This window comes from Sphingopyxis sp. FD7 (genome assembly GCF_003609835.1).
Lineage (GTDB): Bacteria > Pseudomonadota > Alphaproteobacteria > Sphingomonadales > Sphingomonadaceae > Sphingopyxis.
Genome location: NZ_AP017898.1, coordinates 3,618,450 through 3,641,507, shown reverse-complemented (window position 1 = coordinate 3,641,507; position 23,058 = coordinate 3,618,450). Strand labels below are relative to the sequence as shown.

Annotated in this window: 25 protein-coding genes; 18 read left to right on the top strand and 7 right to left on the bottom strand. The window is 63.6% G+C overall.

All coding sequences use genetic code 11. The features are described from left to right. Positions 1–343 precede the first annotated feature (343 nt). The 7 genes from SPYCA_RS17590 to SPYCA_RS17560 all read left to right on the top strand — a co-directional run bounded on the left by SPYCA_RS17590 (position 344) and on the right by SPYCA_RS17560 (position 11,241). Positions 344–1,549: a DUF932 domain-containing protein gene (locus tag SPYCA_RS17590; protein ID WP_120222008.1), complete on the top strand. Its 1,206-nt coding sequence runs from the start codon at positions 344–346 to the stop codon at positions 1,547–1,549. Positions 1,550–1,679: 130 nt separating this feature from the next. Next, positions 1,680–3,767, top strand: a complete 2,088-nt coding sequence (locus tag SPYCA_RS17585) for a ParB/RepB/Spo0J family partition protein (RefSeq protein WP_120222007.1) — start codon at positions 1,680–1,682, stop codon at positions 3,765–3,767. Between the two features lie 66 nt (positions 3,768–3,833). Then, on the top strand, positions 3,834–4,352 hold the full coding sequence (locus SPYCA_RS17580) for a hypothetical protein (protein ID WP_120222006.1): 519 nt from the start codon (positions 3,834–3,836) through the stop codon (positions 4,350–4,352). Beyond that, positions 4,339–4,554: a DUF6117 family protein gene (locus SPYCA_RS17575; RefSeq protein WP_120222005.1), complete on the top strand. Its 216-nt coding sequence runs from the start codon at positions 4,339–4,341 to the stop codon at positions 4,552–4,554. The genes SPYCA_RS17580 and SPYCA_RS17575 overlap by 14 nt, the downstream gene beginning before the upstream one ends. A 41-nt stretch (positions 4,555–4,595) precedes the next feature. Beyond that, the gene (locus SPYCA_RS17570) at positions 4,596–8,933 is read left to right on the top strand and encodes a strawberry notch family protein (protein WP_120222004.1); all 4,338 of its coding nucleotides are present in this window, start codon (positions 4,596–4,598) and stop codon (positions 8,931–8,933) included. Between the two features lies 1 nt (position 8,934). Further along, complete coding sequence (locus SPYCA_RS17565) at positions 8,935–9,984, top strand: DUF7146 domain-containing protein (RefSeq protein ID WP_120222003.1); 1,050 nt, start codon at positions 8,935–8,937, stop codon at positions 9,982–9,984. A 345-nt stretch (positions 9,985–10,329) separates the two neighbouring features. Next, on the top strand, positions 10,330–11,241 hold the full coding sequence (locus SPYCA_RS17560) for a DUF2493 domain-containing protein (RefSeq protein ID WP_120222002.1): 912 nt from the start codon (positions 10,330–10,332) through the stop codon (positions 11,239–11,241). Positions 11,242–11,258: 17 nt separating this feature from the next. Here SPYCA_RS17560 and SPYCA_RS17555 read toward each other — a convergent pair whose 3' ends face one another. Beyond that, complete coding sequence (locus tag SPYCA_RS17555) at positions 11,259–11,792, bottom strand: hypothetical protein (RefSeq protein WP_146625180.1); 534 nt, start codon at positions 11,790–11,792, stop codon at positions 11,259–11,261. A gap of 253 nt (positions 11,793–12,045) precedes the next feature. Between SPYCA_RS17555 and SPYCA_RS19355 the strand changes: the two genes are divergently transcribed. The 3 genes from SPYCA_RS19355 (at position 12,046) to SPYCA_RS17545 (ending at position 13,686) form a co-directional block, all read left to right on the top strand. Continuing rightward, the gene (locus tag SPYCA_RS19355) at positions 12,046–12,210 is read left to right on the top strand and encodes a hypothetical protein (protein ID WP_172595123.1); all 165 of its coding nucleotides are present in this window, start codon (positions 12,046–12,048) and stop codon (positions 12,208–12,210) included. 39 nt (positions 12,211–12,249) lie between these two features. Then, positions 12,250–12,759: a hypothetical protein gene (locus SPYCA_RS17550; protein ID WP_146625179.1), complete on the top strand. Its 510-nt coding sequence runs from the start codon at positions 12,250–12,252 to the stop codon at positions 12,757–12,759. Positions 12,760–13,365: 606 nt separating this feature from the next. Further along, complete coding sequence (locus SPYCA_RS17545; protein WP_120222423.1) at positions 13,366–13,686, top strand: DUF736 domain-containing protein; 321 nt, start codon at positions 13,366–13,368, stop codon at positions 13,684–13,686. Positions 13,687–13,755: 69 nt separating this feature from the next. On the opposite strand, the gene SPYCA_RS17540 is transcribed toward SPYCA_RS17545, so the two are convergent. After that, a complete protein-coding gene (locus tag SPYCA_RS17540) occupies positions 13,756–13,965 on the bottom strand; it encodes a helix-turn-helix domain-containing protein (RefSeq protein WP_120221999.1) in 210 nt (69 codons plus the stop codon). A gap of 203 nt (positions 13,966–14,168) precedes the next feature. Between SPYCA_RS17540 and SPYCA_RS17535 the strand changes: the two genes are divergently transcribed. The 3 genes from SPYCA_RS17535 to SPYCA_RS17525 all read left to right on the top strand — a co-directional run bounded on the left by SPYCA_RS17535 (position 14,169) and on the right by SPYCA_RS17525 (position 15,389). Then, positions 14,169–14,462: a DNA -binding domain-containing protein gene (locus SPYCA_RS17535; protein WP_269462452.1), complete on the top strand. Its 294-nt coding sequence runs from the start codon at positions 14,169–14,171 to the stop codon at positions 14,460–14,462. 155 nt (positions 14,463–14,617) lie between these two features. Then, positions 14,618–14,944, top strand: coding sequence for a transcriptional regulator domain-containing protein (locus tag SPYCA_RS19630; protein ID WP_232003690.1), 327 nt, complete (start codon positions 14,618–14,620; stop codon positions 14,942–14,944). Beyond that, entirely contained in the window at positions 14,889–15,389 is a 501-nt protein-coding gene (locus SPYCA_RS17525) for a DUF2285 domain-containing protein (protein ID WP_172595122.1), read from the top strand. Before SPYCA_RS19630 ends, SPYCA_RS17525 begins: the two co-directional genes overlap by 56 nt. A gap of 141 nt (positions 15,390–15,530) precedes the next feature. On the opposite strand, the gene SPYCA_RS17520 is transcribed toward SPYCA_RS17525, so the two are convergent. The 5 genes from SPYCA_RS17520 to SPYCA_RS17505 all read right to left on the bottom strand — a co-directional run bounded on the left by SPYCA_RS17520 (position 15,531) and on the right by SPYCA_RS17505 (position 19,996). Beyond that, positions 15,531–16,577, bottom strand: coding sequence for a reverse transcriptase family protein (locus SPYCA_RS17520; RefSeq protein ID WP_120221996.1), 1,047 nt, complete (start codon positions 16,575–16,577; stop codon positions 15,531–15,533). After that, positions 16,564–16,863 carry a helix-turn-helix domain-containing protein gene (locus SPYCA_RS17515; protein ID WP_232003403.1) on the bottom strand — a complete coding sequence of 100 codons (300 nt, stop codon included), beginning with the start codon at positions 16,861–16,863 and terminating at the stop codon, positions 16,564–16,566. Before SPYCA_RS17515 ends, SPYCA_RS17520 begins: the two co-directional genes overlap by 14 nt. 40 nt (positions 16,864–16,903) lie before the next feature. Then, complete coding sequence (locus SPYCA_RS19740; RefSeq protein ID WP_269462433.1) at positions 16,904–17,032, bottom strand: hypothetical protein; 129 nt, start codon at positions 17,030–17,032, stop codon at positions 16,904–16,906. 460 nt (positions 17,033–17,492) lie between these two features. After that, on the bottom strand, positions 17,493–18,350 hold the full coding sequence (locus tag SPYCA_RS17510; protein WP_120221994.1) for an HNH endonuclease: 858 nt from the start codon (positions 18,348–18,350) through the stop codon (positions 17,493–17,495). 2 nt (positions 18,351–18,352) lie between these two features. Then, complete coding sequence (locus SPYCA_RS17505) at positions 18,353–19,996, bottom strand: AAA family ATPase (RefSeq protein ID WP_120221993.1); 1,644 nt, start codon at positions 19,994–19,996, stop codon at positions 18,353–18,355. Positions 19,997–20,303: 307 nt separating this feature from the next. On the opposite strand from SPYCA_RS17505, the gene SPYCA_RS17500 reads away from it, so the two are divergent. The 5 genes from SPYCA_RS17500 (at position 20,304) to SPYCA_RS17480 (ending at position 23,058) form a co-directional block, all read left to right on the top strand. Continuing rightward, positions 20,304–20,576, top strand: coding sequence for a helix-turn-helix transcriptional regulator (locus SPYCA_RS17500; protein WP_120221992.1), 273 nt, complete (start codon positions 20,304–20,306; stop codon positions 20,574–20,576). 8 nt (positions 20,577–20,584) lie between these two features. Then, complete coding sequence (locus SPYCA_RS17495; protein WP_120221991.1) at positions 20,585–21,463, top strand: replication initiator protein A; 879 nt, start codon at positions 20,585–20,587, stop codon at positions 21,461–21,463. Positions 21,464–21,675: 212 nt separating this feature from the next. Then, positions 21,676–22,149: a DUF2840 domain-containing protein gene (locus tag SPYCA_RS17490; protein WP_120221990.1), complete on the top strand. Its 474-nt coding sequence runs from the start codon at positions 21,676–21,678 to the stop codon at positions 22,147–22,149. Next, complete coding sequence (locus SPYCA_RS17485; protein ID WP_120221989.1) at positions 22,146–22,724, top strand: S26 family signal peptidase; 579 nt, start codon at positions 22,146–22,148, stop codon at positions 22,722–22,724. The genes SPYCA_RS17490 and SPYCA_RS17485 overlap by 4 nt, the downstream gene beginning before the upstream one ends. Before the next feature lie 4 nt (positions 22,725–22,728). Continuing rightward, positions 22,729–23,058, top strand: a complete 330-nt coding sequence (locus SPYCA_RS17480; protein WP_120221988.1) for a DUF736 domain-containing protein — start codon at positions 22,729–22,731, stop codon at positions 23,056–23,058.

Below are 23,058 nucleotides of genomic sequence, written 5' to 3'. Positions count from 1 at the left end.
CGGAGCGGGGCTGTTGACGCGCTCTGTCCCGCAGGTCCTGCGGCCCCGCTCCTGAGGGCGCGGCATTTCACGAGAATGGCCCCGCATGCACTCTGAACCGGCGGTCAAGACTTCACGCGCAGGCCTGGAATGCCGACAGGTCCCGGCATTCCGCCTGCACGAGCAAGTGTGCCATTGCCGCCTCCTTTCAGGGTGCGGTTTCCTGTTGGCGTAATCTCGCTGGTCGCTTGCGCCACATTCGCGAAGAACAGGAGAAGATGAGAGTGAGAGGGGGGCGGGCTTCGCCGTGACGGGATGAGGGTCGAGAGAGAGGCTCCCGGCCGCCCGTCATGGAGATTTTCCCATGAACATGCAGGTTCTCGATACACGCCGCGATGCGAGCGGCGGCTACAAGGTCGATGTCTCACGCGGCTCTCACAATGGTCGGGTTTCGTCGGAATGGTTCTCGCGGCCGGATGATCAGCGTTTCCTATCGCTGGACGAGCTGGCCAGCTCAGTGCGCGGGCGATCCGAGCGCAGCAGGACCCGCGTGGTCGAGACCGCGCTCATCCATGTCGAGGCAAACCGGGGCGATCCGGAACGCCTGGCGCTGATGCTGCCTGGCGCCGATGCACCGGTCGCGCCCACCCATTGGAGCTTCGGCCAGCTCGCGAGCCAGGTCGGCGCACCTGCGGCATATCTGCGCCAGCTTCCCGCACCTCTGGCTGCGATCAATCTGCAATATGGGCTGACCTCGAACCGGGCCGAGCAGATCAAGACCCTCGAGACCAAGGATGGGCATGGCGGCAGCCGCGTCGAACTGCGCGCGGTGACCGGCCCTGACTATGGGCGCATCTATGATCACGAACTGGTCGAAGCCGTGCAGAAGATCGCGGGAAACGGCACCGGGGACACCCGCTGGAAGGTGCCGGGCGTGCTCGACTGGTCGACCGGGATCTACAATCCGCGCGTCGACATCTCGAAGGACACGACCACGCTCTACGCCTCCGACCGCGACGTGTTCCTGTTCCTGGTCGACGATCTCAATCCCATCGAAGCGGGCCGCTTGCCCGATGGATCGCCCGATCTCTACTTCCGCGGCTTCTACTGCTGGAACTCCGAGGTCGGCGCCAAGACGCTCGGCATGGCCAGCTTCTATCTGCGGGCGGTGTGCCAGAACCGGAATCTCTGGGGCGTCGAGGACTTCGAAGAGATCAGCATCCGGCACAGCAAATATGCCGCCAACCGCTTTGCCCATGAAGCCGCGCCGGCGCTGGAAGGCTTCGCCAACTCCTCGCCTTTGCCCTTCGTCAACGGCATCAAGGCGGCGCGTGAGCGGATCGTTGCCCGCACCGACGAGGAACGCGGCGACTTCCTGCGCCATCGCGGTTTCTCGAAGGCCGAGACCGGCAAGATCATCGAGACGGTGCTTGCCGAGGAAGGCCGTCCGCCGGAATCGATCTTCGATTTCGTGCAGGGGATCACCGCGCTGGCTCGCGGCAAGGCGCACCAGGATGCCCGGCTCGATATGGAGGGCAAGGCGAAGAAGCTGCTCGACCGGGTTCACTGAGTCCGGTCAGTCCTCCCTGTCTCCCCTCGCGTGGCGCTGCCTTCTCCAGAGTGAGAGGGCGGCGCTTCGCTTCGTGACGGGTCGAGGCCTGAGAGAGAGTCTTTCAGGCGGCCCGTCATGGAGAACCACTATGACCAAGCAATTGCCCAAGCTCGTGCTCAGTTCCTCGCGTGACATCCCTTTCAGTCAGCTGGTGTTGAGCCAGAAGAACGTCCGGCGCCTGAAGGCTGGCCTATCGATCGAAGACCTCGCCGACGACATCTACCGCCGCACCCTGCTCCAGAGCCTCAATGTCCGGCCCGTAGTCGGTGAGGATGGCCAGGAAACTGGTATGTTCGAGGTTCCCGCCGGCGGCCGACGCTTCCGCGCGCTCGAACTGCTGGTGAAGTCGAAGCGGATGGCCAAGGATCAGCCAGTGCCCTGCGTGGTTCGCGAGGCTGGCATCGCCGAGGAAGACTCGCTGGCGGAAAACGTCATGCGTGTCGGCCTACATCCGCTCGACCAGTTCCGCGCCTTCACCGCGTTGATCGACGCAGGCCTCAGCGAGGAGGACATCGCAGCCCGCTTCTTCGTCTCGGGGCAAACCGTGCGCCAGCGCCTGCGGCTTGCCTCGGTCTCGCCCAACCTGCTCGAAATCTACGGCGAGGACGGCATGTCGCTCGAACAGCTCATGGCCTTCACGGTCAATGAGAACCATGCGCGCCAAGAGCAGGTCTGGGAGCAGCTCAAGCAGACCTACCAGCCTTCCGCCCACCAGATCCGCCGAATGCTGACCGAGGATGCCATTCCCGCCAGCGACCGCCGGGTGCGCTTCATCGGCCTCGACGCCTATGTCGAAGCTGGCGGTTACGTCATGCGCGACCTGTTCTCGTCTGACCAGGATGGCTGGCTGCAAGATCCGGCTCTTGTCGAACAACTCGTCAACGCGAAGCTGACGACCATTGCCGAGGAGATCGGCGCCGAAGGCTGGAAGTGGGTCGAAGCCGCGATCGATCTGCCCTACGGCTGCGAGCGCGGCAAGCGCCGGATCACCGGCACGACCTTGCCTTTGACCGACGATGAGCAGGCACAGCTCGACGCGTTGGTCGAGGAATATGACGGCCTCGGCGAGGAGTACCAGGATGGCGGCGACCTGCCCGACGAGGTCGATGCGCGGCTGACCGAGATCGACGCCGGTATCACCGCGCTCACCCAGCGTCCGGTCACTTACGATCCTGAGGAACAGGCGCGCGCAGGCGTATTCGTCTCGCTGTCGCACGATGGGCGGCTGCGGATCGACCGGGGCTATGTGCGCCCGGAGGATGAACCGGCCGCTGAAGGTGCTGGTGACGACGATAGCCAGGCTGCCGGAATTGCTCCGACCGGCCCGACGGTAAGCGTCGGTGGCCAGGTGCAGACTGGCGAACAGGCCGAAGACGAAGACGACGCCATCCGTCCGCTGCCCGACCGGCTCGTATCCGAACTAACCGCCGAGCGCACGCTGGCGCTGCGTGACGCTCTGGCCAATGCGCCCGATGCCGCGTTCCTCGCCCTGCTGCACGCGCTGTGCCTGTCGGTGTTCCGGTCGCATGTGCAGGCTGGCTGCGTGCAGATCGGCGTCACTCAGGCATGGCTTGGCAATGCCGCCCCGAACCTGCGCGAGACGGCGTGGAGCCAGTCGATCCAGCAGCGGCACGAGCAATGGGCCGATCGGCTGCCCAGCGAGCCCGATGAGCTGTGGTCGGCACTCACGGCCATGGCCCACGAAGAGCAGATGGCCTTGCTTGCCCACTGCGTCAGCCAAGGCGTCAACGCGCTGTTCGAGGCGACCAAGGGCTACGACGGTCGGATCTCCGCGCACGGGGTTGCGCAGCGGATCGCCGCCGCCGATGCCTTGGCGGGAGTGGTCGGGCTCGACATGGCTGAAGCAGGCTGGGCGCCGACGGTCGACAACTACCTCGGCCGCGTCACCAAGCCCCGGATCATCGAGGCAGTGCGCGAGGCCAAGGGCGACGCCACGGCTGTGCTGATCGAGCATCTCAAGAAGGGCGACATGGCCCGCGAGGCCGAACGTCTGCTTGCAGGCACCGGCTGGCTCCCCGAACCGCTGCGACTGCCGCAAGCCGAAGCCGAGCCCGAAGCCGACGAGCAGGTCGCCGATCTGCCCGACTTCCTCGCCGAGGAGGGTCAGTTCGATCAGCACGAGCAGGACGACGCTTACGCAGTCGCCGCCGAATGATGCCGATGCGCGGGGCGGCCGGTGCGCCGTCCCGCGCCCATTTCCCGACTTCGAAGGAGCCAGACGATGGCTGACTATTACACCCCGACTGTGGTCGACCCGTTCATTCCGCTTGTCGCCATGCTGCCAATCGAACGCCTGTTCCTTGCGCAGGTCTTCAGCGAGGAAATCAATGGCGAGGCTGCCTACTATTTCAGCGAAGACGGTCCGTGTGACCTGATCTCGCTGTCTGCCGAGGAGGTCCGGGCGGCACTTGATGCCGCCACGCCCGAAACCAGCCGGCTCGCGCAGAAGCTGATCGACGAACAGCCCGATGCGATCCTGGGCGAGGATGACATCGATCTAGACATGTGCGGCGACCTGTGGCCGGACGTACTGCAAGACATCGTGCGCCGCTCGCCCGACCTCGATCACGTGACCGTCACCATGGCGTTCACCTGTTCGAAGATGCGCCCCGACGGATTTGGCGGACTCGCCATGCTGATCACGGGCACCGCGATCCGCTCTGAATCCACCCACACCCTGTTCGATCGCTTTTATGCCGAGGCTTCAGCCAACGGGGAGATCAGTCATGGCAATTCCTGACTATGCCCGCACCAACTTCGAAACGCTGGTGAAAGCGGCCAAAGCCGGTGATCTGGCGCTGATGGAATGCACCGAGGTCGAAAGCAGCGAGACCCGTTACGTGCTCTGCGCCATCGGCCGCGATGAGGGTGACTATGTCATGACCCCGTTCGGTCACCTCGCCCCAGGCAATCCCTACGAAGCCTACGTCCCGCCCGCCTGAGCGGCGCCGACTCCCAAACCATTTTCAAAAGGACATTTCCCATGACCAACTCGCTTGCTGCGGGTGCTTTCGTGCGCCCGCTGTCCGTCCAATGCCCGGAGCAAACCGCAGCTTCGATCATCCTTGCCGCCTATGATCTGCTCGGGCACTTCGCCGCCGGTCGCCGCATCGACACGCCAGCCATCCGCACCGCGATGCAGTCGGCATTCGGCGCGAGCGATGCTGCCGGAGCTTGGGACTGGAAGGCTGCCTACGAGGCGGTTGAGGTCGCGCAGTTGTTGTTCCTGCGGCGCTATGGTCCGGCCATCAATTCCAGGACATCCGATCCGTTCGAACAACTCAAACTCGTCGAGCGGATTGCCCGGCTCGCCCCGACGCAAACCCGGCGCAGCGAGGAAATGCAGGCCTACCAGCAATTCTCGACGCCACTGGGGCTGGCCTGGGTAGCTGGCTTCGCAGCGGGCTTCGTCCCTGGCGAACTGGTGCTCGAACCATCGGCGGGCACCGGTTTGCTCGTCATTCAGGCCGAGCTTGGCGCGAGCAGGTTGGCATTGAACGAGGTGGCCGATGTGCGCGCCGCGCTGCTACGCCAGCTGTTCTACACCGCGACCGTCACCACGCACGATGCCGCGCAGATCCACGACCGGCTCGATCCCGGCATCTTGCCGAGCTGCATCGTAATGAACCCGCCGTTTTCTGCCGCCGTTGGCGTCGAGACGCGCGTGGCGGATGCTGCATTCCGCCACCTGTCGTCGGCTGTGGTGAGGCTCGCACCCGGCGGGCGTCTCGTCGCCATCACCGGCGCGAACTGCTCGCCCGAGCACAGAGCGTGGCGCGACGGATTCGTGCGGCTGCAGGAACAAGTCCGTGTGGTGTTCACCGCGCCGATTGCCGGCTCGATCTTCGCTCCGCACGGCACGAGCATCGAAACCCGTTTGACGGTGATCGACAAGCTGCCCGCCGCTGAGCCGACCTCCTTCCCGGCGCCCCCGGGCACCGCGCCCGACCTAGCGACTCTGCTGCACTGGCTAATCGATCGCCTGCCGCCCCGCGCCATTCCCGCCGCCCAGCAAACTCCAGCCCTCCGGCCAGCCGCATCGCGCCGGGTAGCTGCACCACGGCCCAGACTTGCAGTCGCCCACCCGGCTGAACCGACTGGCGTGCTGCTCGACTACGAGGTCGCCGACTGGACAGACGAGGTATCGGCCCGCCTCAGCGAAACCCTCTACGAGCCCTACACGCTGCAATCCTTGCGCATTCCCGGTGCGCAGCCGCATCCAACCAAGCTGGTGCAATCCGCCGCCATGGCCTCGGTCGCGCCGCCCAAGCCGAGCTATCGTCCACACCTTCCCAATGCTCTGGTCGAACAAGGCCTGCTCTCGGACGCCCAACTTGAATCGGTGATCTATGCAGGTGAGGCGCATAGCCAGCATTTGGCCGGCAGTTGGACGGTCGATGCGACTTTCGACAAGGTCGAGGCCGCGCCGGACGACAGCGACACTGCGGTCCGCTTCCGCAAGGGCTGGTTCCTTGGCGACGGCACCGGCGCGGGCAAGGGTCGCCAGGTTGCCGGGATCATCCTCGACAACTGGCTGAAGGGCCGCCGCCGCGCGGTGTGGATCTCCAAGTCAGACAAGCTGCTCGAAGACGCCCAACGCGATTGGCGGGCATTGGGGCAGGAACCGTTGCTGGTCACCCCGCTTGCCCGCTTTCGTCAGGGCACGCCGATCCGGCTTGAGCAGGGCATCCTTTTTACGACCTATGCCACGCTACGCAGCGATGCGCGTGAAGGCAGAGTTTCCCGCGTCCAGCAGATCGTCGATTGGCTCGGAACCGACTTCGACGGGGTCATTGTCTTCGACGAAAGCCATGCGATGCAGAATGCCGGTGGCGGCAAGAGCGAACGCGGGGATGCGGCCCCTTCACAGCAGGGCCGTGCTGGCCTGCGCCTGCAGCACGCTCTGCCGGATGCCCGGGTGCTCTACGTCTCCGCCACCGGCGCGACCACGGTCGAGAACCGCGCCTATGCGCAGCGGCTCGGCCTCTGGGGCGGCGCGGACTTCCCCTTCGACAAGCGCACCGATTTCGTGGCGGCAATCGAAGCCGGCGGTGTCGCGGCGATGGAAGTGCTGGCGCGCGACCTCAAGGCGCTCGGCCTCTATTCCGCACGGTCGCTGTCCTACGAAGGCGTCGAATATGAACTGCTCGAACACCAGCTAACCCCGGATCAGGTTCGTATCTATGACGCCTACGCAGGAGCGTTCCAGATCATCCATAACAACCTAGATGCCGCGCTCGAAGCCGCGGGGGTGACCAGCGCCGCCGACGGCACATTGAACGTTACTGCCAAGTCTGCTGCCCGTTCAGCGTTCGAAAGCGCCAAGCAGCGCTTCTTCAACCACCTCATCACCGCGATGAAGACCCCGACGCTGATCCGCGCGATCGAGCAGGGGCTCACTGATGGTCATGCCTCCGTGGTGCAGATCGTCTCGACCGGCGAAGCCCTGCTGTCGCGGCGGCTTGCCGACATCGATCCGGGCGAATGGAACGATGTCCAGTGCGACGTTACGCCACGCGAATATGTTTTGGACTATTTGCTGCACAGCTTCCCGACGCAGCTCCACGAGCCGTTCACTGATGGCGATGGCAACCTCTCGTCACGGCCTGCCTATGACGGCGATGGCAATGTCATCCAGTGCCGCGATGCCCTCGAACGGCGCGATCGGCTCATCGAGCAACTGGCAGCGATGGAACCGGTCCAGGGCGCACTCGATCAAATCGTCCAGCGGTTCGGCACCGATATGGTCGCCGAGGTCACCGGCCGCTCGCGTCGGATCATCCGCAAGGTCGATTCAGATGGGACGCGCTTTGCAGTCGAGAACCGGCCCGCCCATGCCAATCTCGCCGAGGCGCAGGCGTTCATGGAGGACAGGAAGCATATCCTGATCTTCTCTGACGCCGGCGGCACCGGGCGGAGCTACCACGCCGATCTTGGCAGCCGTAACCAGCGGTTGCGGCATCATTATCTGCTCGAAGCAGGCTGGAAGGCCGACACCGCAATCCAGGGGCTCGGGCGCACCAATCGCACCAATCAGGCGCAGCCGCCGTTGTTCCGCCCGGTCGCCACTGACGTCCAGGCAGAAAAGCGCTTCCTCTCGACCATCGCGCGGCGGCTCGACACATTGGGCGCGATCACGCGGGGGCAACGCCAGACCGGCGGGCAAGGCCTGTTCAGGCCGGAGGACAATCTCGAAAGCCCCTACGCCCGAGATGCCCTGCGCCAGCTCTATATGCTGATCTATACGGGCAAGGTAGCAGGGTGCTCGCTCGTGCTTTTCGAGAGCCTGACCGGCCTGTCGCTGACCGACGGCAGCGGTTGCCTGAAGGACGAACTGCCGCCGATCACCACCTTCCTCAACCGGCTGCTCGCGCTGACCATCGCCATGCAGAACGTGCTTTTCACCGCGTTCGAGCAATTGCTCTCCGCCAAGGTCGAAAGCGCGATGGCGAGCGGCACCTACGACATCGGGCTTGAAACGCTGACCGCCGACAGCTTCACGGTCGCGCACAGCGAGACCATCTACACCCATCCGTCGACCGGTGCTGAAACCCGCCTGCTCACGATCGCGGTGCGGGAGCGCAATCAGCCGGTGACGATTGATAAGGCGTTGGCCCTTTTGGGCGAGCCCGGCGCGCGGCCGCTGGTCAACTCCCGCTCGAAGCGTGCCGCCGTGCAATTGCCTGCCCGCAGTCTGATGCTCGACGATGGCGAGATCGAGCGGCGCGTCCGCCTGATCCGGCCGATGGAGAGGCTCTATCTGTCAGTCGCTCATCTGCCAGAGACCAGCTGGGAACCCGCCGACGAGGCTACGTTCCGGGCAGTGTGGGATGCGGAAATCGCGCAGGTTCCCGAGTTCGATACCAGCGAGCTGCATATCGTCACCGGGCTGTTGCTGCCCATCTGGAAGCGACTGCCGGAGGATTCGACCCGCGTCTATCGGCTGCGCACTGACGACGGGACCACCATCGTTGGCCGCCGCGTGTCCCCGGCATGGGCCGTGAATGCCGTCAGCGCCGACGCACCGCAACTCACGCCACCACAAGCTCTGTCGCTGCTGCGCGAAGGGCACACCGTGCTCAACCTGACCGACGGACTGCAACTGCGCCGTTCGCGCCACTGCCAAGTGAACCGGATCGAACTGACCGGATTCGGTCCAACCGCCGTCGACCGGCTCAAGGCGATGGGGCTGTTTTCCGAAATCATCAGCTGGAAGCTGCGGCTCTTCGTGCCCGACGACACCGCCCTGGGCAGCGAGGTGATCGAACGGCTGTTCGCCCGTCATCCCCTGACCCGCATCCTCGACCGGAAGGCTGCCTGACATGGGCACACTTTCGACCCGCGCGGGCGAATTGTCGGAGCGGCTTGCACAAAATGTGCAGGCCGTCTGCCGCCATTACCTGCCAGCCGGTCGCCGCGAGGGGCGGTATTGGATGGTCGGCGATGTCGCAGGCGCGCCCGGGCGCAGCCTCTACGTCCGCCTGTTCGAAACGGAACGGGGAAGGATCGGCAACTGGGTCGATGCCGCGACCGGGGAACACGGCGATCTTGTTGACCTCATTCGCTTGAACCAGCGACATGGCCGCCTGTCCGAGACCATCGACGAAGCCGAGAAGTTCCTCTCCCTCCCGCCATCGGCGGAGGTCGATCCTTGCCGAATGGCCAATTTGCCGCTCGCCCGCGTTGGTTCGCCAACCGCTGCACGACGGCTGTTCGCGGCCTCGAAACCGCTCGCTGGCACTTTGGCGGCATCCTACCTTGCCGTGCGCGGCATCACCCGAATCGGTGAACTTGCCGCACTGCGTTTCCATCCCCGCTGCTACTACCGGACAAGCGAGGATGACCTTCCCGGGACGCCAGGCAGCTTTCCAGCCCTGATCGCGGCGGTAACAGACTGTGACGGCGTGCAGACCGGCACGCATCGCACCTGGCTAGACGCAAGCGGCTCGGCAAAAGCAGCCGTCGCATCGCCGCGACGCGCGATGGGCAATATTCTCGGGCACGCGATCCGGTTTGGCTTGGCTGAGGATGTCATGGTCGCAGGCGAAGGCATCGAGACCGTCCTGTCGCTGCTTGATGCTATGCCCGCTATGCCGATGATCGCGGCAACATCGTCCGCCCACCTTGCCGCCATCCAGTTCCCGCCCTCGCTGCGCCGCCTCTATGTCGCGCGCGACCGAGACAAGGCTGGCGATGGCGCATTTGCGTTGCTCTCGGACCGGGCACAGGCCGCAGAGATCGAGCTGGTTTCGCTCATACCAGCGTTGGGGGACTTCAACGACGATCTGCGCCAACACGGTGCGCCCGCCTTGAGCACACGGGTCTTTGTCCAGTTGCACGAGGCTGATCGCAGCAGGTTCATCGAGAGCTGAGGTCGGCCGAGACGGGGCGTGGGTGGCGCGCCGGTTTGATCATAGTCTCCCGGCTATCCGCACCGAGCACGCCCGGCCCTCCTTCAGGCGCGATCCGAGAGACCGGCAGCGGCGAGGCTGCAATGGCGGTCCGCGGCTATTTTCCGGCGGCGCAGGAAGCATCGCATCAAGCGATGCGACAAATCAGCGAAACCCGCGCCTTTCCATCGCGACCCAAAATAGCCGCCGCCCACCATCCTCCGCTGCGCTCCGGTCCAAGGGGATGCAGCCCCGCCGCTGCCGGTCAGAGGGATCGCCGTGAAGGCCGGGCAAGGTGCCCGGTCATGCGAACCCAGGATCATCCCCATGACATTCCCCGACGAACCCGACCATGAAGTCTCGCCGACAGCTCATCTCCTCGATGAAATCGCACTCTACGGTTACCGTCCCTTCTCGGACGAAGCTGACCCACGACCACTTCCCGATGAACGCATCGCCGCCGGCGCTGTCGCCGACATGTTCGACGCCCTGATCGCCACGATGCTCGACACCAGACTTGAACCCGATCTTGAAGACCTGTGCTGGGCACTCGGCAATCTGTTCCACCGCGCTGAAGGCCGCATCAGCCGCGAGCTCGACGATAATGAGGACGCGCAAAAGCGCAGCCAGCGAGAGCAGGACGGCTCCGAGGTCAAGTCGGTCGAGCTCGAACGGCTGATCCGCGAAGGCATCGGGCTGATCGAACGCCGCAACGCCATGGAGTTCATGCGTGATGCCGCCTCCGACCAGTTCGAAGTGCATTTCCGCAAGGCCTGGACTCCGCGCACCGGCTCACTCGTCAATCACCGCACTCTGACCGCCGCCATGATCGACAGCCGCGACTTGCTTGCCGCCAAGCGCCGTTCGGAAACCGAACCCCTTGTGCCGACCGGCACGCGCATCGCATTCACCTCCGGCCCCGCCTATCAGGATCATGGCCGCATCTGGGCCGTGCTCGACAAGGTGCTCGCCAAATATCCCGACATGGTCCTGTTCCACGGCGGGAATCCTACCGGCGGCGAGCACATAGCCTCGCTATGGGCACGCAATCGCAAGATCGTCCATGTGCCGTTCCGGCCCGACTGGGACCGGTTCAAGAAGGCGGCACCCTTCCGCCGCAACGATCAGATGTTGGAAGCGCTACCCAAGGCGGTGGTCGCCTGCCCGGGCAATGGCATCAATGCCAACCTTGTCGACAAGGCGCGCAAGATGGGGATCTCAGTCTGGATGATCGAATAAGAGGCAGATCTATCCTTTCAATTTCCAGCCAAATTCCAAAGCTCGTTCAAGCGACGCGTAATAGTATCAAGCATGGATTGATCGGCCGCGCTCAGCATTACCGAAATATGTTCGCCAGTCCTGTAACGGTCGAGAATGGCGTTTCGGGCTTTAGCAAGCGCGACGAACTCGGTCGCGATTGGTGTGTCGCTTACGGAAGCGATCACGTTGGACCGAAATTGCGTAGGATCATAGACGGCGGCAGCATCTGGCAGGAATAGGATCTTCGAGACATCGCCCAATTGCGGACTTACGTCGATCAACTCGCCGTTCCGCTTGCGCCAAACACCGTGATGCTCCGCTTCAAAATAAAGACCGGGAATGTGCCATACTGCCCACCCGTAGGCGATGGTCCCGCCAGCTCTCGTAATCTTTCGAGCCACATTGTCGAAGCATGCCGACATCTGTGCATCCGACGACCGCTTTGATCGAATGTAGACTGGCCGTTCCAGCGAAATGGACCGACAAAAGCTCAGCAGCTCCGGAGTTATCGACTTAGGCAACGTGTTCATCAAAGTGCATTTACCCTGTCACTGCAAGCTGCTCCAGTGCCCCTTTATACCTCTAGGTCTGGGAGGACATCCCGCTCTCAAAGGCCAATCCGGTGGCCGACCCCAAGCCTCCTTCAATCAACCCGTGAAGGGTCCGCTACGCGTTCGCGTGCGGCCACTTCGTCTGTCGCCTTCGTGGTGATTGCGGCTTTGCGCCGTCTGTCCGGGGCCTGTCGAGCGGGGATGGTCCCTGCTCCGAGACAGGAGCTCGAACATGTCACTCAAGACCGCACAGCGTCACGCCTGGAGCCTCGCCCGCACCCTGATGGTCTGCGTCACCTTGTTTCAGGCCGGTAACGGTTATGCCGCCGTTCCCACTTCCGAGTTCGATGGCGATCCCGGCAGCGTGATCCACGAATATGACCCGTTCAATCCCTGAACGCGGCACAACGCGCTTGCCGGACAGGCCGGATGCCCAATGGCTATTCCGGCCAGTTCGCATGTCTGCTATGAACTCTCGGCAAATTGCGCTGCGGTGGTGGTGGAGAGCGCGTCCCTTATCCTTGATTTCAAGGAGGACGCCATGTTGATCGGTCTCACACTCGTAATTGTCGCAGTCTACATGTGCTGCGCGCTGCTTATTCGCCTCTCGGTGCATGCTCTGCCTCTGTTCGTGGGCTTCGCTGCCGCATCGGTCACTTACCATTCTGACCACGGCCTGGTTGCCGCACTGGTCGCGGCGACCTTGGCTGGCATCGCAACCATTGCACTTGCCCAAATCGCGCTCGGTCTGGCTCGTTCCGACCTTGCCCGCGCCGCCATCGGTCTCGTCTTTGCCATGCCAGCGGCCATCGCTGGCTACCACGCGGTCCACGGCATCGCCGCAGCGACGATGCCCGTCAGCATCTGGCCCACGGTCGTTTCGTTGATCGGCGGCGGCGTGATCGCTGCGACTTCATGGGCGCAGTGGAGCCGCTCCGCCCGCTGACGACGTTCACGCGAAGCCCCGCCCGGCGGCTGCCGGACGGGGCATGCCCGGTCAGAGCCAGCCGGGACGGGGTAGCGGAGGATCAGGGTGGGCTCTGTCTCAATCGCGTCGGTGGCTGCCGGGGCGGTGTCAGGATCCAGCCTGACCCAAGGACCGAGGGCTGGGCCGAAGCTGGATGAGCGGTCTGATAGAGCGCGGTTCCGGACGACTGGTGACAGGTGATTTCCCGATGCCGCAATTCGGGAGTGCGGGCGTAACTGCGGACACCAACAGAGGCTGATCCCGATCCTCTACAGCGCCAGTCTGTGAGGTCCGATAGAGAGCCATGGATTTCCATCTCAAGTACGACCCAAACCCAATGCGACCTCTTCAATGGCTTTGGTTGGCAGGGGATGGCTTCGCCGCTTGATCCCTTGCTGCAACGCGGGGCCGCCCGGTTTCTTCCCCTGGCTCTGCGACCCATTCCTCGCGAGGCAAGAAACCCGCCGGCCCCGTGTCCTCCACCTCCGTTCCGGCCCTGCGGGTGCAGCGGGCGCAAGCCCCTGCCTTCAACCAGCCATCGAGGCCGCGATGGGCGCGGGTTCGAGCAACTTGAAGGAATTGATCATGGCAAACATCGGAACTTTCACCAAGACCGGCAACGAATACAAGGGCGAGATCGTCACCATGTCGGTGCAGCAGAAGAACGTCCGCATCGTCCCCGAAGAAAGCGACAACGAAAACGCACCGTCGCACCGGGTCTTCGTCGGCCGCGCGGAAATCGGAGCCGCCTGGACCAAGCGTTCGAACGAAGGCCGCGACTACCTCTCGGTCAAGCTCGACGATCCCAGCTTCACCGCCCCGATCTTCGCCAACCTGTTCGACGACGAAGACGGCAAGAGCTTCAACCTGATCTGGTCGCGGGCGCGCCGCACCAACGGCGACTGACCGGCCAGACAGGCCCCGCCCGGCACCGCCGGGCGGGGCTTTGTCGTGCGATCGAGGCCTTGCTGGCGCTCAGGGTCGTTCTAGCAGAAGCGCAGCGTCGACCTCGAGTTCACGCGCCAGCTTTTCGATCACGTCGACAGTCGCCGCATACTGGCACCGCTCGAGGCTGCTGACATAGGTCCGGTCGACTTCAGCGCGATGGGCGAGTTCTTCCTGCGACAACCCCGCTGCCAACCGGTGCCGTTTCAAGTTTTTCGCCAGGACCTCGCGCAATGTCATTGCGCCGGAAGACCATCATTGCAGAGTATTTAACCACGGAGTATACTCTGAAGTACCGCGCTCGAAGGGCAACGTGCTGCTAAACCGCACAATTCTGCGACAGATCCGGTCATGCCCTGCGGCGCACCCCATCTTCCCCAAATGGGGACAAGCGAGGAATTCACCAGTTTGGAGGAATCTTCTGATACACCTCGTTCCATGAAATTCGAGTCGAAGCGGAGGCTCGACCTATGACAGTTCCTTCGTTCGAGGACCGTGCGCCCAGTGACGACCAGGTTACGGCCTATGACGAGCGCCATTTTGTTACCTATTTGCGCCTGCTCGACGCCGCCGAAGAAGGTGCGGAATGGCAGGAAGTAGCCCGGATCGTGTTCGGCCTCGCTTTCGAATCCGACCCCGAACGCGCGCGCCTTGTCCATGACAGCCATCTCGCGCGGGCGCGCTGGATGACCGAACAAGGCTATCGCCAGCTGCTGGAAAAGTCGCGAAATCAGTGACTACCAGTGCTGCGCTGCGTAATTCTTCGTAGTTGAACACCCCGCCATAGTCCTTCTGCGCGCACAAACTCCCGCCCACTTTGCTACTTGCTCCTTTTCTTTACCGGTCAATGATTTGAGGCTTGGCCAGCTTGCCTTTGCTTTGCGGAGGGCTCATGTCCGGGGGTATTTCATGGCGGTCGGAGCCGACTGCGGATCAATACCGGCACCATGACTATGCGGATTTTGCGCAGGAATTCCTGCAACGCAATCCCGACTACCGGCGCGACCATGCCGAAACCCGCGAGCGGATTGCTGCCCATCCCGACAGTGCCTTTGCCGAAAAGGAGGGTCTGGCCGGGCGGTGGGGGCTGAGCTTTCCCCACTGCGCCGGATGCCGACCCGCGCATCAGCCCTGCGCTGTGGTCGCCACTCGCCGCGCCAGACGTGATCGTGCTGGCGACTGCCGATATCTCGACAGTCCCGCTCCCTTCCGGCTTTGAGCCGCTGGTCGATGGACAGGGGCATGACGAGCATCATGTCGTGGCAGGGTCGGGCACGGCGCGGCTTCGCCTTTGCCTTCGCCCGCTTTTGCCCGGTAGTGCCGAGAGCCTGATCATCTTGCGTGACCGGTCTGCGCCCGAGCGGCTTTCCGCCGCGCTTCACTTTGAGCGGATGGCGGACAACCTTTCGCATGGTCCGGATCGCGCGGCGGGGCCGACCGGCTATCGTCGCGGTCGGCTCATCCATTTGCTTGCCATATGCGACGGGCTAGAGGCCGGTGCGGGAACACGTGACCTCGCATTCGCCCTCGTGTTTCCACACCATCGCCCGCTGGCTGGCGCGACCTGGAAGGGATCAGGCGAGAGGCGCCACACGCTCCGGCTCATCGCCGAAGCGCGCCGCCTGGTGGATGGCGGCTTTCGCAAACTGCTTCTGCACAAGTGAACGACCATCCCGATACGCCAAGGACGGCGGCAAAGCGCCCCATCCCGGTCATTTCGACTTCCGCAGCGAATCCCCGAAAGCGGTCGATCGTTATCGATAATGCCAATCGCGTCTCTTAGCTGATCAGCGATCAGAGGTGGGTCATTCCCAAGGCACGTCAGAATCACGCGTCGTAGTTCCCCAAGGCTTGATTGGCCCAGACGGTTGGGTGATGACGGTCAGGTCAAGCTTCGCCCGCCGTTGACGTAGTGCCTGCATACGGTCAGCCGTTTTGCGCCCTTCTGGGGAGCTGCGACCAAGGTGGTAGCGATAAGTCCCGAGTGCGCTGAGAAGGCTGTCGATTGCTTGGGCGCGTTCAACGTCGGTCAAGTCGGGGCGGAGCTTCGCGTAGCCGTCCTGTACTCGTTTCTGGAGCGAGAAGGGCGCATCGACACGCCTCGCCCGGACTGGGACGCCAGTGACCACGACAGGGCGTCCACCTTGCGCACGCCCGACAGAGCGGAACTTGATCTTGTGGGTCTTGAATCCCTGCCTGCGGATTATGACTCTGATAGCCTCTACCAGCTCGCCCCGGACGAACTGGCCGGAAACCGTGAGGTCATCGACCCAGAGCGACATCTTGAGACCTTGGCTGCGGCAAAGTTCATAGATTTCGTCAAACATTGAGCGGTGTACGTGCGTGGTCAGGACAGGGCTGACAGGCGAGCCGAACGGCATTTTGCCATCAATCGCGATGAGTTTGACGAGCAGTCCTGCAACGTCGCTCCTGAGACCAGCGACATAGTAGGCCCAGCGAAAGATGTGTTCGTCACTGGTCGATGGATAGAATTGTTTGATGTCTAGGCTGAGGAACTGAACCTGCTCGACATGATGCTCTGCATTGTCGCGCTGTGAGCGACCCTTTCGCGGGCTGAACAGGTAGGTCGGCTGCTTGATCTTGTTGAGGTGGAACTTCAGCCGCTCGTGGACAGTGCGGAGCTTGCCCGTGGGTACCGCCAGGTCCCGCAACTTTGACCCGATCAGCTCTGTCTTACGCCTCGTGTAGCGCTCTTTGTCGCGGACAAGTGCTTCGAGCTGATGCTTCTTCCAACCGATCAGTTCTGCGAGGTCTCTCTGAGTGAGGTCCTGCGTCCAAGGCGAGTCGCTGAAAGGATAGCGCTCGTATTCTTGCTGCTTACGCCGCTTCACGTTCTGTCGGCTTCATCTTGTCGAGGAGTTGCAGAACCTTTTCGGCCACGATCAGCTGACCGCGGCGGGCAATGGGTTCGCCCTCGATCTCTTCGGCGAAGAACAGCAACTGCGACATGCGGATGTTCACGGCCCTACTGTAGCCCTCCAACAGGTCCATGGTTACGTTCTTCTGGCCCCTCTCGATGTCGGAGATCATGGATTGAGCGACCGAAAGCCGCTCTGCCATCTCAGCTTGGGAGTATCGGCAGTAAAGACGGAGCAGACGCAGCGCCTCGTTGATCATTGGGCGCTTCGTCATCGTTCGGCTGTCCCGAGGTCATCAATTACTCGTGAAAAATCTTCTTCACCAAAACCACTACCTGCCCGATCGCTACCAGCACCTTCATTGCGAAGAGCCATCGCGAGGGGTCCGGCGGCGGGTGATGCCGCTGCGTGCGAGGATCGCTGCTCATTGGTCTTTCTCCTTTCGGCTACACCGGCGATGAAATGCCGGCGCCCGTAAGCCTGTCGGAGAACACTGTTCCGGAGCGTTTGTACCTCGGGTTTGCCGCGCCCGGTCCCGGGCGGGCGCGGCGCGACGCCACCCCCGGCCGAGACGCAGGTGGTAGTCGGGGAAACAATCTCCCCACAGGGCCATAGGCCCCAGCTTCTGACGGGATCAGTATGAGCTACCATCGCCCGATCATATGATCACAACCGAGAAGCAAATGGAAGATTGAATATCGCCCAGAGCGATATCTTATCCACAGGCGCGTTTCTATGATCGATGGCGGAGGGTCCAGAAGGTGCAATCAGATGACAGCTCTCCAGGATAGATCGATGGGTCCGGACAATCTCCTCCCGGCCCACCTATCGCCAGTCAGCGGAGCTTTAGCCATATGCTGCAGCTGACCGTTGATTTGGCCTCCTATGTCATCCAGCGTTCATCGCAGGTGGGGGTTTGTCGAGGTAGGCCCAAGGGTCGTCAAGGAAGGCATCGCAAGCCGCGAGGCCCTTGAGGAGCGCGGCCCGCCAGTGGTTTAGCCCGAGGTCCTGGTCCAGCGTGTCTGCGCCGTCGAGCAAGAACTGCCGAAGCAGCTCGCGCTCCCCGGGGTTGCCTCGGAACAGCCGGAACGCGACCTTCTGGCTGAAAAGGAAAATATTGATGGCATCCGGGTGTCGCTCGGTGAGCTTCAAGCGGTCGAGCTGGAACGTCAGCCGGTCGGCGAGGGCCGGGGGCAGCCCTGCGGGTTCGATCGAGAATACCACTTCGAGTGAACCTGCAGCGTAGGTCACGTTCGCCTTGAGGAAGGTCACGGCCGGAATGACCTGAAAGTACGCGTGGATCATCCCTTGGCCAGCCAGTGCCGCCAGCGTCCCTTTGGCCCTGTTGCAAGGCTGGCAGCTCGGCACGAGGTTGCGGGGATTGATAGCGAGCGCTCGGTATTCATCCTTCGGCAGATGATGATCCAGCGTCGTGGCGTCACCCGACCCGCACAATGGGCATTCCATGACCGCGCTTAGAAGGCGGCTGCGGAGTGAAGCGAGCCGCTGGCCCTTCTGGACCTGATTGTAGGCGCCGTGCAGCGCTTCGGCGCAGTCGGCGAGCGCCGGGGGCTGCAGCGCCGCGTCCGGCTCACCGAGTCGCTGGTCGTAGTCAGCATAGAGGCTGTGGATGGCGGCGCGCTCCGCGTCGCTCAGGTCGTAGACCTTTTCGCCGCTTTTCAGCGTGAGCGCCGTATCCAGCTGATCGTCGATGTCGCCGGCATCCGGCAACCTCACCTTCCACATCGTCAGGCCGCTCGCGTCGCGACGAGGCTCAAGACGTAGGCTCTGGCCTGGAGGCTGAGGCCGCGGTCGAAGCGCCCGTCGATTTGCTCCGTCGTGAGACCGGCATCGACCATCGCCTTGAGCGTTGCGTGGAAGTCGGTGGCTCCGGGATGGAGCCGGAACACCTCGTCCGTGATCTCGCCGATGCTCTCCCCATAGGTCTCGATGCGCGGGGGGAGGATGGTGATCTCGTCGCCGACCCGGTTCACAACCGACACGTGCCGTCCGAGCGTCTCCTGCACGACGACCGGAGAGTGCGTGGCGACCACGGCAAACGCGTCGTTTGCCTTTAATACCAGCCGCACCGAATGCATGAATGCAGCGAGGAGCGGCGGGTGCAGGTGGCTTTCAGGCTCGTCGATAAGGACTATCGACTTGCGCTCCGTTCGCGCGACGAGGGTCGCGGTCGCGTGCATCACGATCTTAAGGCCGGTGCTCCACCCCATGAAGGTGGACTTCGGCTCAAGCGCCAGCAGCTCCATCGGCGATTGGTCCGGGATGTCTGAGAAGGACGGATCTGCGAGCAGGGGGCGGAGGACCCTCAGCAGAAGCTGGGACCGGCCCGCCTCGGAGATCGCCTGGATCGTCCGGGCATATTCGTCGGCTAGCTGCTCCGCAGACTTTAGCCGGGTCCTGACTTGGCGGTCGAATGCGATGCGGTCGTCCAGCGCGCCCGAGTCGGCGTCGATCGCGTCCCCTTCACTCTCGAGGCTTTCCTCCAGCTCGGCGGCGATATCACGCAGCCCGGCGAACGAGTAGCGCCCGGTCCCCGCCCGGAGGTCCTTGGCGATCTGACGGCGCTCCTCAATCCCGACGCCCGGCACCTGGAAGGTGTCGAACGCGCTGTAGGCGACCGTCACGACGCGGCTGAACCCGATGCCCGCCGGCTCGATGCTCCCGAGCCGCAAGATCGCCTCGGAGCGGCGATCGCGCTGCGAAGCGTGAAGGACGCGTGCGAGCCTGGCCATCAGGGTGCTCTTCCCGGAGCCGTTCCGCCCCGTGAGGACCGCCACCCGTTCGGGCAGCCTCGCCTTGGCCGAATCGAAGTCAACGGCCCAGATACCCTCCTGAGCCGGCGCTGCGAAGTCTAGGCTCAGTGGCTCCTGCCACCCCGCGACCCTGAAGGTCATGTCGAGGCCCATCGAGGGAAGGGCGTCGTAGTCCCGCTCGAGCAGGGTTCGTGCGAGGGGCACGTAGCTGTCGAGGTCGAGGTCGCGTGTCACTGAGACGCGCCAGCCCTTCTCCTGCTCGAAGGTTTCCGCGTGAATCGGGTCAGCAAGGGCGTCGCGGAAGAACTCTAGGAGGAAGCGGCGCAGCTCCTCGGGGAACGCGGCGAGGCGCTCGTAGTAGTCTAGGGACTGGCCGAGTGAGCAGAAGTCATCGCCCAGCGGTTCTAGCGGCCCCTCCGGCAGCACACTGTCCTGAGTCTCCACCTGACCCCGCTGCAGGATCTTGATGTTTCCTACGAAGGCATCCTGGTCCCCCGCGAAGTAGAAGACGTGGTATTGCGTCTTGAAACCGAAGTCGTCCCAGGCATCCTGCTGCAGGACAATGTCCGCGAGCGCTGGGGGCGTCCCTCTAGACGGCTTGAAGACGACGACCTTCATGACAGCTTTCCTCTGATGCGGAGCTTGGCTTCGAGGCGATTAGCAGGAGCCCAGTGGAGCAGCATATGAAACCTGAGCGGTCAACCCACTGCTCTATGGTCAGCTTTCCACACTCTTCCGCCCCAAAGCCGTCATTCCGCTAGCGGCCCATATTCGGCCATAGCCTTTTTGGTCGATAGGCCTGCGGCAGGGTGACAATTTTCACCCTACTCATTCTGTCACTCCCTCACCTCTCCACTGGTTCGCCATTGCTGCCTGCGATCAGCGGCAGCCCGCTGCTGTCGCCAAATTCCAGCGGAGGCCGCCCATGGATGCCAGACCCACGCCTGTTGTTGCCCGTTACCTGCGCACGCCCGATGCCGCCGTGCATCTGGGCCTGTCCGCTCGCACGCTCGAGAAGCACCGCTGCTTCGGCACGGGGCCGATCTACCGCAAGCTTGGCGGGCGGATCGTCTATTCGGTGGAAGACCTCGACGCCTGGGCCGAACTGGGCCTGCGCCGTTCGACCAGCGACCCCGGCAAGGGTGTGGTCCACCCCGCCAAGCGGCTCGACGGCTATACGCCGCCGGTACGCCGCTGAGGTCAGCCATGCCGCGCCTGTCCCACTTCCCGGCTGAAAGCCACCAGCTCGACCTGTTCGTCAGCGCAGGCGGCGACATCGCCGCGCGCGACGCGCAGGACCTGATGGCCTGGCCCTTTTTCAGCCTCGCCAAGTCCAAGCGGGTGAAGCCGATCGACTTCCGGATGGGCGAAGTGTCGATCCTGGTCGAGGCGACCGCCGAACACGGCATGGCGACCATCTGGGACGCCGACGTGCTCATCTGGGTCGCCAGCCAGATCGTCGAGGCGCGCGACGCGGGCCGGACGACCTCGCGGCTGATCGCTGCCACGCCGCACGAGATCCTCGCCTTCACCCGGCGCGGTACTGGCAAGGCGAGTTACGAGCGGCTGAAGGCCGGTCTCGACCGGCTGCAATCGACGACGATTGCCACCTCGATCCGTCAGCATGATGCACGGCGACGCCACCGGTTCAGCTGGATCAACGAATGGAAGGAGCGGCTCGATCCGTCGGGCCGCGCGCTCGGCATCGAACTCATCATCCCTGACTGGTTCTACGAAGGCGTACTCGACCGGGCGCTCGTTCTCACCATCGACCCGGCCTATTTCGCGCTGACTGGCGGGCTGGAGCGCTGGCTCTACCGGCTCGTGCGCAAGCATGGCGGCAAGCAGAAGCATGGCTGGAGCTTCGACTTCCAGCATTTGCATATCAAGTCCGGTGCGCTCTCGCCGATGAAACGTTTCGCCTTCGAACTGCGCGATATCGTCCGGCGGCAGGCGCTCCCCGGATACAGCCTCAGCCTCGAACAGGCGCTTGGCCGTGAGCGGCTGAACTTCGTAGCCATCCCCCTCGACCCGTTCGATGCCGCGATGCGCCGCGTCGGTCTTCAGCCTGTGGATATGTCGTGATGCTGTTCGGACTATCAGGAACCGGCGGAGTCGGACGATCAGGAACCGGAAGTTCGGACTATCGGGAACCGGAATCGGCTTCAAACCCGCAGAAAACTGCGCCGGATTTTGCCCTTAACATAGCTAACAAAGAATCCTTCGGATTCTTGCTAACCGGACCACGCCTGTCGACACATGGCGCAGCGCCGCCCTGCAGGCCTGCCGAGACGGGGATGGGCGATGGTCCGTTTCTGACCGAGGTCACGCTGGTCTGGCGCGAAGGCGAACGCGAGGACTGGCTCAAGTTTGGCAGGCCGGTGGCCGAGCGGATCATTGACCGCCGCCAGCGCGTCGAATGCTATGCGCCCGGCCAGGTGTTCGGGCTGGTGCGCTGGGCGAGCAATGACTACGGCACGATCCGTTCGACCCTCGACATCGTGCGCGCCGTTGGTGCCGGCGAGCCTGTTACCAGGCTAGCGCAGGTAAACCCCGGCGGCGACGTACTGCTGTCGGTTCATGGCTGGCCAAAGGTTGCGCAGATCTTCCGCCTGATCGATGCGATCGAAGCCTCGGGCATCGACCCGTGCGAGGTCGCGCCCGATCATTGGCGGCACATCCACAACCGGTTGGCCGCGCGCGATGTGCCGCGTGGCTATTCGCCGGCGCGGCACATCGCCTGGCTTCGGCGCAGGGCGCTGGAGTCATGATCCGGCGTCGCTACCTGATCGCCGGCCTGGCTTCGGCTGCCGTTCTCGCGACACTTGTGGTGCCGGTCACCCGCTACGCAGTGTGGAACGCGACCGCTTCGGTCCCGACCGGGCTCTATCTCATTCGCGGCAAGGCCAGCCTCCACGTCGGCGAGCGCGTGGCGATCGAGCCACCGCCAGACCTGCGCCGCCTGCTTGCCGAGCGAGGCTATCTCCCGACAGGCGTTCCGCTGGTCAAGCGCATCGCCGCTGTCAGCGGGCAGCGCGTCTGCCGCTTCGCGCATGGCGTGACCATCGACGGGACCTATGTCGGAGCTGCGCGTGCCCGTGACAGTCTCGGCCGCGCGCTGCCCACATGGTTCGGCTGTGTCACGCTGCGCTCGGGCGAGCTCTTCGTCATGAACCCGGCAGCCCCAGACAGCTTCGATGGCCGCTATTTCGGCGTGCTGACGATCGACCACGTCATCGGCCGGGCCATGCCTGTCTGGACCGACGAAGCAGGCGATGGCGACCATGTCTGGTTCGCCGATCCACGCGCCAATCCCCCATCCAGTTCACCAACCCAAGGAGACTGACCCCATGCGTATCGGAACATTTATGGCTGAAGACGGCGGCTTTACCGGGCACCTGCACACGCTGACGCTCGACATCGAACTCGTGCTCGTCCCTGCTGACAACTCGGACAGCGAAAACGCACCGGACTACCGGGTAATTGCGGGATCGGACGATAGAGCGCGCGAAGTCGGTGCAGGCTGGAAACATGTTGGCGAGAAGGCGGGCGACTATGTCGCGCTGCAGATCGACGATCCTGCGTTCATCCAACCGCAGCGCGCCAACCTGTTCCAGGGCGAGAATGGCAGTCACGTGCTCGTCTGGTCACGCCCGACCAAACGCGAAGCGGCAGCCTGA

What these genes read in the sequence shown, in the direction of transcription:
- SPYCA_RS17545 (WP_120222423.1), top strand. Translation starts at nt 13,366, where the DNA reads ATGGCAAACATCGGAACTTTCACCAAGACCGGCAACGAATACAAGGGC.
- SPYCA_RS17575 (WP_120222005.1), top strand. Translation starts at nt 4,339, where the DNA reads ATGGCAATTCCTGACTATGCCCGCACCAACTTCGAAACGCTGGTGAAA.
- SPYCA_RS19740 (WP_269462433.1), bottom strand. Translation starts at nt 17,032, where the DNA reads ATGAGCAGCGATCCTCGCACGCAGCGGCATCACCCGCCGCCGGACCCC.
- SPYCA_RS17490 (WP_120221990.1), top strand. Translation starts at nt 21,676, where the DNA reads ATGGGCGATGGTCCGTTTCTGACCGAGGTCACGCTGGTCTGGCGCGAA.
- SPYCA_RS17480 (WP_120221988.1), top strand. Translation starts at nt 22,729, where the DNA reads ATGCGTATCGGAACATTTATGGCTGAAGACGGCGGCTTTACCGGGCAC.
- SPYCA_RS19630 (WP_232003690.1), top strand. Translation starts at nt 14,618, where the DNA reads ATGTCCGGGGGTATTTCATGGCGGTCGGAGCCGACTGCGGATCAATAC.
- SPYCA_RS17585 (WP_120222007.1), top strand. Translation starts at nt 1,680, where the DNA reads ATGACCAAGCAATTGCCCAAGCTCGTGCTCAGTTCCTCGCGTGACATC.
- SPYCA_RS17495 (WP_120221991.1), top strand. Translation starts at nt 20,585, where the DNA reads ATGCCGCGCCTGTCCCACTTCCCGGCTGAAAGCCACCAGCTCGACCTG.
- SPYCA_RS17580 (WP_120222006.1), top strand. Translation starts at nt 3,834, where the DNA reads ATGGCTGACTATTACACCCCGACTGTGGTCGACCCGTTCATTCCGCTT.
- SPYCA_RS17565 (WP_120222003.1), top strand. Translation starts at nt 8,935, where the DNA reads ATGGGCACACTTTCGACCCGCGCGGGCGAATTGTCGGAGCGGCTTGCA.
- SPYCA_RS17510 (WP_120221994.1), bottom strand. Translation starts at nt 18,350, where the DNA reads ATGTGGAAGGTGAGGTTGCCGGATGCCGGCGACATCGACGATCAGCTG.
- SPYCA_RS17550 (WP_146625179.1), top strand. Translation starts at nt 12,250, where the DNA reads ATGGCTATTCCGGCCAGTTCGCATGTCTGCTATGAACTCTCGGCAAAT.
- SPYCA_RS17485 (WP_120221989.1), top strand. Translation starts at nt 22,146, where the DNA reads ATGATCCGGCGTCGCTACCTGATCGCCGGCCTGGCTTCGGCTGCCGTT.
- SPYCA_RS17515 (WP_232003403.1), bottom strand. Translation starts at nt 16,863, where the DNA reads ATGATCAACGAGGCGCTGCGTCTGCTCCGTCTTTACTGCCGATACTCC.
- SPYCA_RS17505 (WP_120221993.1), bottom strand. Translation starts at nt 19,996, where the DNA reads ATGAAGGTCGTCGTCTTCAAGCCGTCTAGAGGGACGCCCCCAGCGCTC.
- SPYCA_RS17555 (WP_146625180.1), bottom strand. Translation starts at nt 11,792, where the DNA reads ATGAACACGTTGCCTAAGTCGATAACTCCGGAGCTGCTGAGCTTTTGT.
- SPYCA_RS19355 (WP_172595123.1), top strand. Translation starts at nt 12,046, where the DNA reads ATGTCACTCAAGACCGCACAGCGTCACGCCTGGAGCCTCGCCCGCACC.
- SPYCA_RS17570 (WP_120222004.1), top strand. Translation starts at nt 4,596, where the DNA reads ATGACCAACTCGCTTGCTGCGGGTGCTTTCGTGCGCCCGCTGTCCGTC.
- SPYCA_RS17500 (WP_120221992.1), top strand. Translation starts at nt 20,304, where the DNA reads ATGGATGCCAGACCCACGCCTGTTGTTGCCCGTTACCTGCGCACGCCC.
- SPYCA_RS17540 (WP_120221999.1), bottom strand. Translation starts at nt 13,965, where the DNA reads ATGACATTGCGCGAGGTCCTGGCGAAAAACTTGAAACGGCACCGGTTG.
- SPYCA_RS17590 (WP_120222008.1), top strand. Translation starts at nt 344, where the DNA reads ATGAACATGCAGGTTCTCGATACACGCCGCGATGCGAGCGGCGGCTAC.
- SPYCA_RS17560 (WP_120222002.1), top strand. Translation starts at nt 10,330, where the DNA reads ATGACATTCCCCGACGAACCCGACCATGAAGTCTCGCCGACAGCTCAT.